16 protein-coding genes are annotated in these 13,790 nt (G+C 69.9%); 12 read left to right on the forward strand and 4 right to left on the reverse strand.

The features are described from left to right. Positions 1–14 precede the first annotated feature (14 nt). Together H074_RS41465 and H074_RS39165 are read right to left on the reverse strand one after the other, a co-directional pair. Entirely contained in the window at positions 15–272 is a 258-nt protein-coding gene (locus tag H074_RS41465; RefSeq protein WP_007029953.1) for a hypothetical protein, read from the reverse strand. Then, on the reverse strand, positions 229–414 hold the full coding sequence (locus tag H074_RS39165; protein ID WP_235096719.1) for a TetR family transcriptional regulator: 186 nt from the start codon (positions 412–414) through the stop codon (positions 229–231). The genes H074_RS41465 and H074_RS39165 overlap by 44 nt, the downstream gene beginning before the upstream one ends. A 38-nt stretch (positions 415–452) precedes the next feature. On the opposite strand from H074_RS39165, the gene hisF reads away from it, so the two are divergent. From hisF to H074_RS10260, 4 genes are read left to right on the forward strand one after another with little or no spacing between them, the layout of a single operon-like run. After that, the gene (hisF, locus tag H074_RS10245) at positions 453–1,226 is read left to right on the forward strand and encodes an imidazole glycerol phosphate synthase subunit HisF (protein WP_007029954.1); all 774 of its coding nucleotides are present in this window, start codon (positions 453–455) and stop codon (positions 1,224–1,226) included. Next, positions 1,223–1,612 (forward strand): hypothetical protein, encoded by a 390-nt coding sequence (locus H074_RS10250; protein ID WP_007029955.1) that lies wholly within the window; start codon positions 1,223–1,225, stop codon positions 1,610–1,612. Before hisF ends, H074_RS10250 begins: the two co-directional genes overlap by 4 nt. After that, positions 1,602–1,964 carry a phosphoribosyl-AMP cyclohydrolase gene (gene hisI / locus H074_RS10255; protein WP_007029956.1) on the forward strand — a complete coding sequence of 121 codons (363 nt, stop codon included), beginning with the start codon at positions 1,602–1,604 and terminating at the stop codon, positions 1,962–1,964. Before H074_RS10250 ends, hisI begins: the two co-directional genes overlap by 11 nt. Beyond that, positions 1,961–2,323 carry a DUF1304 domain-containing protein gene (locus tag H074_RS10260; RefSeq protein ID WP_007029957.1) on the forward strand — a complete coding sequence of 121 codons (363 nt, stop codon included), beginning with the start codon at positions 1,961–1,963 and terminating at the stop codon, positions 2,321–2,323. Before hisI ends, H074_RS10260 begins: the two co-directional genes overlap by 4 nt. 636 nt (positions 2,324–2,959) lie before the next feature. Here H074_RS10260 and H074_RS10265 read toward each other — a convergent pair. After that, the gene (locus tag H074_RS10265; protein WP_007029958.1) at positions 2,960–3,565 is read right to left on the reverse strand and encodes a TetR/AcrR family transcriptional regulator; all 606 of its coding nucleotides are present in this window, start codon (positions 3,563–3,565) and stop codon (positions 2,960–2,962) included. Between the two features lie 94 nt (positions 3,566–3,659). On the opposite strand from H074_RS10265, the gene H074_RS10270 reads away from it, so the two are divergent. From H074_RS10270 to trpA, 5 genes are all read left to right on the forward strand, one after another. After that, a complete protein-coding gene (locus tag H074_RS10270; protein ID WP_007029959.1) occupies positions 3,660–5,222 on the forward strand; it encodes an anthranilate synthase component I in 1,563 nt (520 codons plus the stop codon). Beyond that, entirely contained in the window at positions 5,215–5,790 is a 576-nt protein-coding gene (locus H074_RS10275; protein ID WP_007029960.1) for a Trp biosynthesis-associated membrane protein, read from the forward strand. The genes H074_RS10270 and H074_RS10275 overlap by 8 nt, the downstream gene beginning before the upstream one ends. 192 nt (positions 5,791–5,982) lie before the next feature. After that, positions 5,983–6,792, forward strand: a complete 810-nt coding sequence (gene trpC, locus H074_RS10280) for an indole-3-glycerol phosphate synthase TrpC (protein ID WP_005155232.1) — start codon at positions 5,983–5,985, stop codon at positions 6,790–6,792. Beyond that, positions 6,789–8,018 (forward strand): tryptophan synthase subunit beta, encoded by a 1,230-nt coding sequence (trpB, locus tag H074_RS10285; protein ID WP_085940923.1) that lies wholly within the window; start codon positions 6,789–6,791, stop codon positions 8,016–8,018. Before trpC ends, trpB begins: the two co-directional genes overlap by 4 nt. Beyond that, positions 8,015–8,806 carry a tryptophan synthase subunit alpha gene (gene trpA, locus H074_RS10290; protein WP_007029962.1) on the forward strand — a complete coding sequence of 264 codons (792 nt, stop codon included), beginning with the start codon at positions 8,015–8,017 and terminating at the stop codon, positions 8,804–8,806. Before trpB ends, trpA begins: the two co-directional genes overlap by 4 nt. 96 nt (positions 8,807–8,902) lie before the next feature. On the opposite strand, the gene H074_RS10295 is transcribed toward trpA, so the two are convergent. Next, on the reverse strand, positions 8,903–10,276 hold the full coding sequence (locus H074_RS10295) for a glutamine synthetase family protein (RefSeq protein ID WP_007029963.1): 1,374 nt from the start codon (positions 10,274–10,276) through the stop codon (positions 8,903–8,905). 96 nt (positions 10,277–10,372) lie between these two features. Here H074_RS10295 and H074_RS10300 point away from each other — a divergent pair, with 96 nt between their 5' ends. The 3 genes from H074_RS10300 to lgt are packed head-to-tail and all read left to right on the forward strand — an operon-like array spanning position 10,373 to position 13,760. Further along, positions 10,373–11,515 carry an amidohydrolase family protein gene (locus tag H074_RS10300; protein WP_007029964.1) on the forward strand — a complete coding sequence of 381 codons (1,143 nt, stop codon included), beginning with the start codon at positions 10,373–10,375 and terminating at the stop codon, positions 11,513–11,515. Further along, positions 11,512–12,681 (forward strand): M20 metallopeptidase family protein, encoded by a 1,170-nt coding sequence (locus H074_RS10305; RefSeq protein ID WP_007029965.1) that lies wholly within the window; start codon positions 11,512–11,514, stop codon positions 12,679–12,681. The genes H074_RS10300 and H074_RS10305 overlap by 4 nt, the downstream gene beginning before the upstream one ends. Before the next feature lie 29 nt (positions 12,682–12,710). Further along, on the forward strand, positions 12,711–13,760 hold the full coding sequence (lgt, locus tag H074_RS10310; protein WP_007029966.1) for a prolipoprotein diacylglyceryl transferase: 1,050 nt from the start codon (positions 12,711–12,713) through the stop codon (positions 13,758–13,760). Positions 13,761–13,790 lie beyond the last annotated feature (30 nt).

Below are 13,790 nucleotides of genomic sequence, written 5' to 3' on the forward strand. Positions count from 1 at the left end.
CCGGTGGTCTCGCTCTAGTGACGCGCGAGACCGCCCGGCTGATGCATCGGGAACGGAACTTTCTCAGTGAACGCGGTCACCGCACGGCCGTCTCCTGCGCGGCGCCCGGCGTCGAGCACGGAACCTTCCAGCCGCGGCCGCTCGTCCGGTTTGTCGACAAGTCGCGAGAGCGCCATCCGGGTCTCGTGCCGGCGGGTCACCGCGACCCAGCGCGCGCCGGTGCGCGGATCACGCCCGGTGGTGAGACCGGACGCCGTCCGCTGTTCGTCCACTTCGTCGGCGTTCGCCGGGGTCGGCCGCGATGCCGCGCACGGTCGCCCCGTCGTAGCCCGGTTCGGCGAACCTGCGGCTCGCCGCGTCGAGGATCCCCTCCCGCGTCTCGGTCTGCCCCGGCCGCCGCCCCGCCTGTGCCATTCCGCGAGCTTGGAACGCCCTTGACTACGCTTGTCCCCATGTCAGTCGCAGTCAGGGTCATCCCGTGTCTCGACGTCGACGCGGGCCGTGTGGTGAAGGGCGTGAACTTCGCCGACCTGCGCGACGCCGGCGACCCCGTCGAACTCGCCCGCCTGTACGACGCAGAGGGCGCGGACGAGCTCACGTTCCTCGACGTCACAGCGTCCTCCGGGGACCGTGAGACCACCTTCGACGTCGTCCGCCGGACCGCGGAGCAGGTGTTCATCCCGCTCACCGTCGGTGGCGGCGTGCGCACGAACGATGACGTCAACCGGTTGCTGCGCACCGGCGCGGACAAGGTGAGCATCAACACCGCCGCCATCGCGCGGCCGGAGTTCCTTCGCGAGGCGTCCCGCCGGTTCGGCGCGCAGTGCGTCGTGCTGTCGGTGGACGCGCGCCGGGTCCCCGAGGGGACCGAACCGACACCGTCCGGGTTCGAGGTGACCACGCACGGCGGGCGCCGCGGCACCGGGATCGACGCCGTCGAGTGGGCCGCGCGCGGTGAGGAACTCGGCGTCGGTGAGATCCTGCTCAACTCGATGGACGCCGACGGCACCAAGAACGGGTTCGACCTCGAACTCCTCACCCAGGTCCGCCGGGCGGTCCGCGTCCCGGTGATCGCCAGCGGCGGCGCCGGCGCGCTCGAGCACTTCCTGCCCGCCGTCGAGGCGGGCGCGGACGCGGTGCTCGCGGCCAGCGTGTTCCACTTCGGACAGTTGAAGATCGGCGAGGTCAAGAGCGCCCTGCGCGCCGGGGGAGTCGTGGTCCGGTGATCCCGAACAAGTGGAAGGCCGCCACCGAGGTCAAGGTCGTCTGCGCGCTGCTGCTCGGGCTCGCCCTCGCCTATGTCGCGATGGCCGGGGTCCTCATGTTCGCGCCGTACGCCTCGGCGCGGACGTTCCTGCTGCCGGGGACGTCGCTGGTCCTCGGCGGTCTCGTCGTGGCGGGACTGGTCTTGAGGATGTCGTCCGCGCGGTTCGCCGGGTTCGGCGTCAGCTTCCTGTTCGCGTTGCTGCACGCGCTGTCCATGCTGGCGGCGGAACTCTTCTGGGTGAAGATCGTCTCCGGGCTCCTCTTCGCCGGATATATCTACACGGCGGTCCTGCTCAACTCGATGCCGGTGAAACGACACCTTCTCGGAGCCACGAATGACGCTTGACCCCGCGTGGGCGGATCGCTTGAAGCGCAACGCCGACGGGCTGATCGCCGCCGTCGTCGTCGAACACTCCACATCGGACGTCCTGATGATGGCGTGGATGGACGACGAGGCCCTCGAACGCACCCTCACGACGCGGCGCGGCACCTACTACTCGCGCAGCCGCAAGGAACTGTGGGTCAAGGGCGAGACCTCCGGCCATGTCCAGCACGTGCGCGAGGTGCGGATCGACTGCGACGGCGATACCGTCCTGCTGCGCGTCGACCAGACCGGCCCGGCCTGTCACACCGGCACGCACACCTGTTTCGACACCGACGAACGGCTGCTGCTGGCCGACGAGAGCGAGAACCCGTGAATGTCGTCGCCAACGTGCTGGTCGGCATCGTCGCCCTGATCCACCTGTACATCGTCGTGCTCGAGATGTTCCTGTGGACGACCCCGCGCGCCCGCGCCTCCTTCGGCACCACCGAGGAGTTCGCGAAGGAGAGCTCCGCGCTCGCGGCGAATCAGGGGCTGTACAACGGTTTCCTCGCCGCCGCGCTGATCTGGGGCCTGATCGCGACCGGCGGCACCGCTTGGCAGTTCAAGATCTTCGGCCTCGCCTGCGTGATCGTGGCCGGGCTCTACGGGACGGCGACGGCGAGCAAGAAGATCTTCTTCGTGCAGGTGGTCCCTGGCACGCTGGCGCTGATCGCGGTGTTGCTGGCGGGCTGACGCCCCGTGAGTGGTGAGGACGGTTGGAACTCGAGATGGGCGCTGGTGCGCCCGCTCGCGGGTGGATGAGGATCGTTGTGGTGGGGCTGAAGGACGCTTTCGCCGCATGCGATGTGGGGAAAGTGTCCTTCGCCGCGTAAGGGGAGGGTCCCTTTCAGGAGAGCGGAGTTGCGGGAGGCGGACATCACCAGCCTCCGCGGGCACACCGGCCTCTGACGCAACGAGTCGTGAGTGATTTGGGTCGTTCCATTGAGGGGTAAGGCAAACATGGCGTGATCGAACCCCTGCCACACAGGCCGTCCTCACCGGCTCGCGATGAGATGGCCGTCCGGACAGCAGGATTCGGACTGACTCGCGGGGATGATCCCGGCGCAAAGTGTCCACGAGGGACACCTCGCGCCCATTGCGCGCCCGATTGATGTCATTATGTCCGATTCTCGCGGGGGTCGTGAGTGGTAAAGAGGGTTAGAGCGATCATTGCCACTCACGACCCCCGCAAGAAACAGGCAAAGCGGACATGTGGGGGAGTTTGGTGTCCCTTGTGGACGGTGAGATCGCGATCAGCCGGCCCCGGCACACAACACGCCATCTTTGCCCTACCCCTCAATAACAACCCTTATCACTCACGACAGCGAGTCAGTCGATGTCGCCGGTCAGATAACGCTGCACGGTCGGCGCGATCGCGGTCACCAGCGGCTCGATCTCGCTCGAAGCCATCGGTTCGAATTGGGCGACGTACCGGACCATCCCCATCCCGACGAGCTGGGAGGCGCACAGCGAGGTCCGCAGTTCGACCCGGTCCGAGCCGATGCCGCCGATCACCTTGGTGAAGAAGCTCTGGAAGAAGCTACGCAGGACCTGGGCCGCCTGCTCGTGCCCGGCGACACTGCGGACGAGTGCCTGGAACACGTGGCCGCCCGCGCCGTCCCACCGGGTCAGGAAGGTTCGCACGATCCGCTCGCCGAACTCGTCGTCGGGGCCGTCGGTCAGTTCGGCGAGGAGTTCGTGCGGTTCGAACGGCAGTTTCAGCACGGCTTGGGCGAACAGCCCTTCCTTGCTGCCGAACCAATGGTTGACCATCGCCGCGTCGACCCCGGCACGCGTCGCGATCGCGCGCACCGTCGCGCCGTCGAAGCCGCTCTCGCCGAACACGGCGCGTGCCGCTTCGATCAGAGCGGTGCGGGTGTCCTGTCCGCCTGGCCGCCGTCCCCGGCGCCGCGCGGTAGTGTCTTCACCAGCCATGGCGTCATCATGAACGGACGCGGCCCGAAATTCAACAACCTTTGAATTCATCCCCCGTCCCCGCCCGTCCGGCCGTTGCAGCACAATGAGCGACATGGTCAGCGCCGCAAACGCCAGCCCGTCGGGGCTCGGCTCGGTCAGCCCTTCGCGCGACGAGTTCCGCGCGCTCGCCGAGGGCCGTCGCGTCATCCCCGTTGTCCGTCGTGTGCTCGCCGACGGTGAGACCCCCATCGGGGTCTACCGCAAGCTCGCCGCCGACCGGCCGGGGACGTTCCTGTTCGAATCGGCGGAGAACGGCGCTTCCTGGAGCCGATGGTCGTTCATCGGCGTCGACAGCCCCGCCGCGTTGACCGTGCGTGACGGCGAGGCCGTGTGGACCGGCACCCCGCCGGTCGGCCTGCCGACCGAAGGCGACCCGCTCACCGTGCTGCGCGAGACCGTCGCCGCGCTCCACACCGAGCAGCTGCCCGGCATGCCACCGCTCACCGGCGGCATGGTCGGCTACATCGGCTACGACGCCGTCCGCTGGCTCGAGCGGCTCCCCGAACTCGCCGAGCGTGACCTCGACATCCCCGAGCTCACCATGCTCCTGGCGACCGACCTGGCCGCCTTCGACCACCACGAGGGCACCGTCACGCTGATCGCCAACGCGGTCAACTGGGACGACTCGGCCGAGCGTGTCGACGCCGCGTACGACGACGCCGTCGCGCGCCTGAACGCGATGACCAAGCAGCTGCACGTCGCGGCCCCGGCCACGGCGGCCGTCTTCGACCGTCCGGCGCCCGAATTCACCCGCCGCCGCTCCAAGCCGGACTTCCACGCGGCCGTCGAGAAGGCCGTCGAGGCGATCAAGGCGGGCGAAGCGTTCCAGATCGTGCCGTCGCAACGATTCGAGATCGAGACTCAGGCCGACGCGCTGGACGTCTATCGCGTGCTGCGCACCTCCAATCCGAGCCCGTACATGTACCTGCTGCGCCTGGACGGCTTCGACATCGTCGGGTCCAGCCCGGAGTCGCTGGTCACCGTGCGGGACGGCCGCGCGACCACGCATCCGATCGCGGGCACCCGCTGGCGCGGCGCCGATCCGGAAGAGGACGCGCAGCTGGCCAAGGACCTGCTCGCGGACGAGAAGGAGCGTGCCGAGCACCTGATGCTCGTCGACCTCGGCCGCAACGACCTCGGCAAGGTCTGCAAGCCCGGCACCGTGCGCGTCGTCGACTTCTTCGACGTCGAGCGCTACAGCCACGTCATGCACATCGTCTCCACGGTCACCGGCGAACTCCTCGACGACAAGACGGCCTTCGACGCTGTCGCCGCGTGTTTCCCGGCCGGGACGCTCTCGGGTGCGCCGAAGGTCCGCGCGATGCAGTTGATCGAGGAGCTGGAGCCGACCCGAAGGGCGCTCTACGGCGGCGTTGTCGGCTATCTCGACTTCGCCGGGGACGCCGACACGGCGATCGCGATCCGCACCGCGCTGATGAAGGACGGCGTCGCGTACGTCCAGGCGGGCGGGGGAGTCGTCGCGGACTCGGTGGCCGACTACGAGGACAACGAGTCGCTCAACAAGGCCCGCACCGTGCTGTCCGCCGTCGCGGCGGCGCAGACGATGATCGCGGCGGACGAACTCGACCCGGCGGGTGACAGCGCTCATGTCTGAGGCCCCGGAAGGCGCCGCCCCCTCGGCGAAGAAGGCCAAGCGTCCACTGTGGATCGCGGTGGGGGGCCTGTTGCTGGGTGCGGTCGCGCTGTGGGGCTCCTCGCAGCTGGTGTGGTTCGCGGAGTTCCGCGACGGCGGCGTGCGCGGCACCGTGCTGTACACGGAAACCGGTTCACAGCGTGCGGTCGCGTTGGTTCCCCTCGCGTTGCTGGCGCTCGCCGGCACGGCGGGGCTGATCGCCACCGGCGGCTGGCCACGCCGGGTGCTCGGGGTGGTACTCGCCGTGGCCGGTCTCGCCGCGGTGTGGATCGGCGTGGCGGGCGGCTCGCTCGGCGGATTCGCCGACGGCTTGCCCATCGCCCAGATGCTGGGAGCCCGCGGCCTCGCCATCCTCGGGGGAATTCTCGTGACCGCGGGTGGGTTGGCAGCCATCAAGGGCGCGGGCCGGATGCCGCGCCTCGGCGCGAAGTACTCGGCGCCGGCGGCGAAGAAGAAGGCCGCGAAGGATCCGGAGACCGAGCTGTGGGAGGCGCTTTCCGAAGGCGAAGATCCCACCGCCACCCGGTGACGACAACGGAATTCGCGGGTTTCGGGGATCTTTCGCGGCAAAGATGACACGGTTGGCATTCGGAGTAACGGACATACCCGGAACCAGGCCGGATCCGTGCGGGGGTTAGCATCGTTTCGGCGGGAAGGGGAAGGTTTTTGTGAGCGACCTTGCGAAGGAATCCGTGAGTACGACGGCCGGTGAGGGACTCCGGTGAGCGTGCTCGAAGACATCGTCGCCGGCGTCCGCGCCGATCTCGCCGAGCGCGAGGCGGCTCTGCCGTTCGACGAACTGAAGAAGCGCGCGACCCAGGTCGCGCCCCCTCGAGACGTGCTCGCGGCTCTGCGTGAGTCCGGTATCGGCGTCATCGCCGAGGTGAAGCGGCGCAGCCCCTCCAAGGGCGATCTGGCCGAGATCCCGGATCCGGCCGCGCTGGCGAAGGACTACGCCGACGGCGGCGCCAGGGTGATCAGCGTGCTGACCGAGCAGCGGCGGTTCGGCGGTTCGCTCGCCGACCTCGACGCGGTCCGCGCGGCGGTCGACATCCCGGTGCTGCGCAAGGACTTCATCGTCAGCCCGTACCAGGTCCACGAGGCGAGGCTGCACGGCGCGGACATGGTCCTGCTGATCGTGGCGGCGCTGGAGCAGAACGCCCTGATCGCGTTGCTGGACCGGGTCGAATCCCTCGGGATGACCGCGCTGGTCGAGATCCACAACGCCGAAGAGGCCGACAAGGCCCTCGAAGCCGGCGCGAAGGTGATCGGCGTCAACGCCCGCAACCTGCACACCCTCGAGGTCGACCGGGACGTCTTCTCGCGGCTGGCCCCCGGCCTGCCGATGGACGTCTTCAAGATCGCCGAGTCCGGTGTCCGCGGTCCCGGCGACCTGATGTCGTACGCGGGTCACGGCGCCGACGCCGTCCTCGTGGGCGAAGGGCTCGTCGCTTCGGGCGACCCGAAGGGCGCGCTGGTCAAGCTGGTCACCGCCGGTTCGCACCCCGCGTGCCCGAGGCCGTCCCGATGAGCGTCGAGTACACCGAAACACCGCACGGCGAGCACGACCCGGACGGCCGGGGCTACTACGGCCCGTACGGCGGCCGGTTCATGCCCGAGGCCCTGATCGGCGTCGTCGACGAGGTCGCGGCGGAATACGACAAGGCGAGGACCGACCCGGACTTCGTCAACGAGTTCCGGCGCCTGCTGCGTGAGTACGCGGGCCGTCCGTCACTGCTCACGGAGGCCAAGCGCTTCGGTGAGCACGCGGGCGGCGCCCGGATCTTCCTCAAGCGCGAGGATCTGAACCACACCGGTTCGCACAAGATCAACAACGTGCTCGGCCAGGCACTGCTCACCAAGCGGATGGGCAAGAAGCGGGTCATCGCCGAGACCGGGGCCGGGCAGCACGGCGTGGCCACCGCCACCGCCTGCGCGCTGCTGGACCTGGAATGCATCGTCTACATGGGCGAGGTCGACACCGAGCGGCAGGCGCTGAACGTCGCCCGCATGAAGCTGCTCGGCGCCGAAGTCGTGCCGGTGAAGACCGGTTCGCGCACGCTCAAGGACGCGATCAACGAGGCGCTGCGCGACTGGGTCACCAACGCCGAAACCACGCACTACCTGTTCGGCACCGCGGCGGGCCCGTACCCGTTCCCGATGATGGTGCGGAACTTCCACAAGATCATCGGCGAGGAGGCCCGCGCCCAGATCCTGGAGCAGGCCGGACGACTGCCGGACGCCGTCGCGGCCTGCGTCGGCGGCGGATCCAACGCGATCGGGATCTTCCACGGCTTCATCGACGATCCGGAAGTCCGCCTGGTCGGTCTCGAGCCGGGCGGCGAGGGCATCGAGGGCAACCGCCACGGTGCCACGCTGACCAAGGGCACCCCGGGCAACCTGCACGGCGCGATGACGTACCTGCTGCAGGACGAGGACGGCCAGACCGTCGAATCGCATTCGATCTCGGCGGGCCTCGACTACCCGGGCGTCGGCCCGGAGCACTCGTGGCTCAAGGACAGCGGCCGCGCCGAGTACCGGCCGGTGACCGACGCCGAAGCGATGGACGCGTTCAAGCTGCTTTCGCGCACCGAGGGCATCATCCCGGCGATCGAGTCGGCGCACGCGCTGGCCGGCGCGCTGGTGCTCGGCCGCGAACTCGGTCCCGAGGGGCTGATCATCGTGAACCTGTCCGGTCGTGGCGACAAGGACATGGACACCGCCGCGAAGTACTTCGGCCTGGTGGAGAACGCATGAGCGCGGTGGACGAGATCTTCGCGAAGACCCGCGCCGAGGGACGCGGAGCGCTGATCGGTTACCTCCCGGCGGGCTTCCCGACGGTCGACGGGTCCAAGGACCTGCTGGCCGCGGTGGTCGACGGCGGCGCCGACCTGGTCGAGGTGGGCGTGCCCTACTCGGACCCGGTCATGGACGGTCCGACCATCCAGGCCGCTTCGGTGAGCGCGCTGTCCGGCGGCTTCAAGCTCAAGAACCTGTTCGAGGTCGTCGAGTCGGTGTCGGCGCGTGGCGGCAAGGCCGTCGTGATGACGTACTGGAACCCGGTGCACCGCTACGGTGTCGACCGCTTCGCGCGGGACCTCGCCGCCGCGGGCGGGCTCGGCATGATCACCCCCGACCTGATCCCGGACGAGGCCGACGAGTGGATGGCCGCCTCCGAACAGCATGGTCTGGACCGGATCTTCCTGGTCGCGCCATCCTCCTCGGAGGAGCGGATCGCGAAGACCGTCGCGGCCGCTTCGGGTTTCGTGTACGCCACCGCCGTGATGGGCGTGACAGGAGCTCGTGACCAGGTCGGCGTGCACGCCGAGGATCTGGTCGAGCGGACTCGCGCGCACACGGAGCTGCCGATCGGCGTCGGCATCGGCGTCCGGTCCGGCGAGCAGGCGGCGCAGGTCGCCTCTTTCGCGGACGGCGTCATCGTCGGCTCGGCGCTGGTGACGGCCGCCGCGAGCGGCGTCGACGCGGTCCGCGAGCTGTCGGCCGAACTGGCCGCGGGGGTGCGGAAGACCGTCGCTCCCGCCTGATCTGACGTGGGCTGAAGGGGCCCTTCGCCGCATCGCATGCGGCGAAGGGCCCTTTCGTCGCGTCTGATGCGGGGAAAGTTCCCTTCAGCCCACGCGTCAGTGCCGCCACCGCTGCGCTTCGGTGATCTCCTCCGGGCTCGCGTGCGCGAACCGCTCGATCTCCGCCCGCCGCACGTCCACGATCGTCGTCGCCAGCGGCGCGCCGAACGCGGCCACCAGGTCCTTGTCCGCTTCGAACGCGACGACGGAGTCCGCCAGCGTCCTCGGCAGCCGCTCGATCCCGCGGGCGGCACGCACCTCGTCGGTCAAGGTCCCGGGGTCGACGTCCACCGGCTCCGGCAGTGACGCCTCCTCGTCGACGCCGGCCATCCCGGCGAGCAGCAGGGCGGCCGCCAGCAGGTACGGATTCGCGGTCAGGTCGAAGCATTTGACCTCGAGGTTCGCCGCCGAGTCACGATTCCCGGCGACACCGCGCACCAGCCGCAGTGGCGTCTCCCGGTTCTCCAGCCCCCACGCGGTGTACACCCCCGCCCAGTGGTGCGGCTCCAGCCGCAGATAGCTGACGACCGACGGCGCCCCGATCGCGAGCAGCGCGGGCAGCCGCTTCAGGATGCCCGCGCTGAACGACTCCGCGACCGGCGTCAGCCCGAAAGTCCTTTCCCCGCCGGAGAAAAGGTTCCGTGCGCCGTCCCAGACGCTCAGATGCACGTGTCCGCCGTTGCCGACGCCTGCCGGTGCGAACTTCGGGGTGAAGGACGCCTTGAGCCCGTGCCGGTGGCTGAGCGCGCGGATCGTTTCCTTCGTCAGCACGGCGACGTCGGCCGCGCGCACCGGATCGGCCGCGGCGACGGACAGTTCGAACTGGCCGTCGGCGTACTCGGGGTGGATCTGCTCCACCCCGGCCCCCTGCTGGTCCAAAGTGGACACCAGGGCGCGGAGATAGTCCGCGCGCTCGGAAAGCCTCGCGTAGCCGTATGCCGGGCCCGCGGTGGCCGACGTCGCATCGTCCGGGGCGTCGGCGCCGGTGATCACCCATTCGATTTCGAAGCTCATCCGCGCCCGGTGACCGCGGGCGGCGAGCCGGTCCACCGCCTTCGCCAGCAGGGCGCGCGGATCCTGCGGATGCGGCTCGCCCTCCTGGTCGAGTTTCGTCACCGGCGCCCAGGCCCAGCCGGGCTGCCCGGCGAGCACGGTCAGTGCGTCGAGGTCCGGATGCAGCCGCAGGTCACCGACCGGCCCGAGGGAATGCTCGCCATCGGTGATGGCGTCATCGGAGCCGAAGAAGTCGAAGGATTTCGAAGCACCGACACCCCACGCGGCCGCCGACGGCAGTTTCCGCAGCGGGACCGCCTTCACCCGCGCGATCCCGGCGTTGTCCACGAAGGTCAGCGCCACGAGTTCGACACCCCGTGACCGGAGCTCCCCGGTGAGGGCGGTCGCGCGGGCGGTCAGTGCTTCCCGGTTCACCATGGTTCCTCATCCTGGCCTCTTCCGAGGCACCTTGCCACGCCCGGATCCGGCCATAGGGTGAGGCCGCACTCGTCGATCACGAGAAGGGACGCGCTCATGCCGGGAACCCCGATCCTGCCGTTCGTGGCCCGGATGCGGCTGGTGGATCACCACTGCCACGGCGTCGTCACCGGCGACCTCGGCCGGATCGAGTTCGAGCAGATGCTCACCGAGGCCGACACCGTCTCGTCACTGGGCACGACCTTGTTCGACTCCCTGATCGGGCTCGCGGTCCGTGCCCGCTGCGCGCCGATGCTCGACCTGCCGCCGCACGTCCCGGCCGAGGTCTATCTGGCCCGTCGCGCCGAACTGGGAGCCACCGAGGTCAACGCGCGGTTCCTCCGCGCCACCGGCACGACCGAGTTCCTGCTCGACGGAGGCTTCCTGCCGGACACGCTGACCACGACCGGGCAGTTCGCGGCTTTGTCCGGCGCCCGAGCGCGGGACATCGTCCGGCTCGAACAGGTCGCCGAAGCGGTGATCGGATCGACCACCGCGGCCGGATTCGCCTCGGCCTTCGCCGGGGAACTGGCGAAACGCGCCACGACGGCGGTCGGCTTCAAGTCGATCGCCGCCTACCGGGTCGGCCTCGACCTGGCGGGGGAGCGGCCGACGGACGCCGAAGTCACCGAAGCGGCGGGCCGCTGGCTGGCGCGGATCGAGGCGGGCGAACCGGTCCGGCTCGCGGACCAGGTGCTGCACCGGTTCCTGATCTGGACCGGGATCGACCTGGCCCTGCCGATCCAGTTCCACGTCGGCTTCGGCGATTCCGACGTCGACCTGCACCGCTGCGATCCACTGCTGCTCACCGGGCTGCTGCGGGCCACCCGGTCACACGGAGTGCCGATCATGCTGCTGCACAACTATCCCTTCCACCGGAACGCCGCGTATCTGGCGCAGGTCTTCGAGCATGTGTTCATCGACGTGGGACTCGCGACGCACAACGCCGGTCATCGTGCGCCCGCGATCATCGCGGAGACAATGGAGATCGTGCCGTTCGGGAAGCTGCTGTTCTCCACGGACGCGTTCGGGCTGGCGGAGCTGTACCACCTCGGCACCGCGCTGTTCCGGCAGGGACTGTCGGATTTCCTGTACGCGGGGCTCACCTCGGACGTACTGTCCGAAGTGGACGCGCATCGGATAGCGGCGCTGGTGGGGCACCGCAACGCCGAACGGGTGTACGGGCTGGAGGGGACATGACGGAACTGGACGAACTGCAGGACCGGTGGGAGGCCGCCGTCGAGGCGGAGCTGCCGTTCGCGATCGAACTGCGGCACCGGGTGCACGCCGATCCCCGCGCGTCGGGGGACGAGGAGGACACCGCGCGGGTCGTCGTCGAGGCGCTGGGCGCGGACGAAGGGGTCCGGGTCGCCAAGACCGGGCGCGCCGTGCTGCTCCCCGGCACCGGGCCGGGACCGGCGGTGGCGCTGCGCACCGAACTGGACGCGCTGCCGGTCACCGAGCGCACCGGGGTGCCGTGGGCTTCGGAGACGCCGCTGATGCACGCGTGCGGGCACGACGTGCACATGGCCGCGCTCGTCGCCACCTGCCGCGCGGCGGCCGTCGTCGGGGTGCCGCGGCCGCTCCTCGCGCTCTTGCAGCCGCGTGAGGAGACGTCGCCGTCCGGCGCGCTGGACATCGTCGAGTCCGGCGTGCTCGCCGAGTACGGGGTCGAGGCGGTCATCGGCGCGCACGTCCAGCCCCGGCTCGCGGCGGGCGTGGTGTCGGCGGTGCCGGGACCGGTCAACGCCTCCACCGACGAGTTCGACGTCGTCGTCCGCGGTCAGGGCGGGCACGCCGGCTACCCGCATCTGTTGCGGGATCCGATCCTCGCGCTCAGCCAGATCGTGGTGAGCCTGCAGCAGCTCGCGAGCCGCCGGGTCGACCCGGTGTTCGGCGCGGTCTGCTCGGTCGGCCGGATCGAAGCCGGGACGACGGCGAACGTCGTGCCGAACGAGGCCCGCCTGTCCGGCTCGCTGCGGCTGATGCGCGCCGAGGACCGTGATCTCGCGCTGGAGGGGCTCGCCGAGGTCGTCCACGGCACCGCGAAGGCGCACGGCTGCCGGGCGCAACTGGAGATCAGCCCGTGTGAACCGGTGCTGCACAACGACGCCGGGCTCACCCAGCGCGCGCACCGGCGGCTCGTGCGGGCGGGGGCGGGCGTGGACACCGATTTCCGGTCGTTCGGCGCCGACGACTTCGCGCACTACTGCGGGATGGCGCGCGGGCTGATGATGTTCGTCGGCCTCGGCGACACCGCGGGCGCGCCGAGCCTGCACGACGAACTGTTCCTGCCGCCCGACACCGCCGTCGGGCACGTCGCGTCCGCGCTGATCGCGGGCTATTTGGCCGCCGTCGAGGGCTGACGGCCCCCAGAAGTGGATGAAGCGCTACGGTGGCCGACGTGAATACCGCCTCGGCAGCGTTCCTCGCGACCATCCCCAGTCCCGACCAGGGCGTCTGGCATATCGGGCCGGTCCCGATCCGCGCCTACGCGCTCTGCATCATCGCCGGCATCATCGTGGCGATCTGGCTGGGCGAGCGGCGCTGGGTGAACCGCGGCGGCACGAAGGGCACCGTCATCGACGTCGCCGTCTTCGCGGTGCCGTTCGGCCTGGTCGGCGGGCGGTTGTACCACGTCATCACCGACAATCAGCTGTACTTCGGCGAGGGCAAGAATCCGCTCAACGCGCTGAAGATCTGGGACGGCGGCCTCGGGATCTGGGGCGCCATCGCGCTCGGCGCCGTCGGCGCGCTGATCGCCTGCCGCCGCAGGGGGATCCCGCTGCCCGCGATGGCGGACGCGCTCGCGCCGGGGATCGTGATCGCGCAGGCGATCGGGCGGCTCGGCAACTACTTCAACCAGGAGCTCTACGGCGCGCACACCGACCTGCCGTGGGGGCTGGAGATCTACCAGCGCTACAACCCGACCAACCCGGACGACTTCCTGAACGGCGTCGCGATCGGGCACGTCCCGCTGCCGGACAGCCCGGTGCACCCGACGTTCCTCTACGAGCTGATCTGGAACCTCGGTGTCGCGTTGCTGGTCATCTGGGCGGACAAGAAGTTCCGCCTCGGCCACGGCCGCGTGTTCGCGCTGTACGTCGCCGGGTACACCGCGGGCCGGTTCTGGATCGAGTTGATGCGGACCGACACCGCGAACCACATCCTCGGCCTCCGGGTCAACGTGTGGACCTCGATCCTGTTGTTCGCCGCCGCGATCGCCTACTTCGTCCTGGCCGCCAAGCGGGGGCCGCGGGAAGCGCCGGAAACGCTGTGGAGCAAGGACGTGCCGCGGGAAGACGACGCCTCATCCGCCGAGCCTGCCGAGTCCGCTGAGTCCGCGGGCGAGACTCACGCGGAGGTCGCCGCGGCTCCGGACACCGTCCGGGACTCGGCCGCGGACAAGGCGACCGAGGACCCGAAGCCAGACTCCGAAAAGTAGCGCTCCGCTTCCCCCTCCGCTCGTGCACAG

It is taken from the genome of Amycolatopsis decaplanina DSM 44594 (assembly GCF_000342005.1).
GTDB lineage: Bacteria > Actinomycetota > Actinomycetes > Mycobacteriales > Pseudonocardiaceae > Amycolatopsis > Amycolatopsis decaplanina.

Excerpts from the sequence above, each read along its gene's own strand:
- H074_RS39165 (WP_235096719.1), bottom strand. The coding sequence starts at position 414 with ATGGCACAGGCGGGGCGGCGGCCGGGGCAGACCGAGACGCGGGAGGGG.
- hisF (WP_007029954.1), top strand. The coding sequence starts at position 453 with ATGTCAGTCGCAGTCAGGGTCATCCCGTGTCTCGACGTCGACGCGGGC.
- hisI (WP_007029956.1), top strand. The coding sequence starts at position 1,602 with ATGACGCTTGACCCCGCGTGGGCGGATCGCTTGAAGCGCAACGCCGAC.
- H074_RS10265 (WP_007029958.1), bottom strand. The coding sequence starts at position 3,565 with ATGGCTGGTGAAGACACTACCGCGCGGCGCCGGGGACGGCGGCCAGGC.
- H074_RS10270 (WP_007029959.1), top strand. The coding sequence starts at position 3,660 with ATGGTCAGCGCCGCAAACGCCAGCCCGTCGGGGCTCGGCTCGGTCAGC.
- H074_RS10275 (WP_007029960.1), top strand. The coding sequence starts at position 5,215 with ATGTCTGAGGCCCCGGAAGGCGCCGCCCCCTCGGCGAAGAAGGCCAAG.
- trpB (WP_085940923.1), top strand. The coding sequence starts at position 6,789 with ATGAGCGTCGAGTACACCGAAACACCGCACGGCGAGCACGACCCGGAC.
- trpA (WP_007029962.1), top strand. The coding sequence starts at position 8,015 with ATGAGCGCGGTGGACGAGATCTTCGCGAAGACCCGCGCCGAGGGACGC.
- H074_RS10295 (WP_007029963.1), bottom strand. The coding sequence starts at position 10,276 with ATGGTGAACCGGGAAGCACTGACCGCCCGCGCGACCGCCCTCACCGGG.
- H074_RS10300 (WP_007029964.1), top strand. The coding sequence starts at position 10,373 with ATGCCGGGAACCCCGATCCTGCCGTTCGTGGCCCGGATGCGGCTGGTG.
- H074_RS10305 (WP_007029965.1), top strand. The coding sequence starts at position 11,512 with ATGACGGAACTGGACGAACTGCAGGACCGGTGGGAGGCCGCCGTCGAG.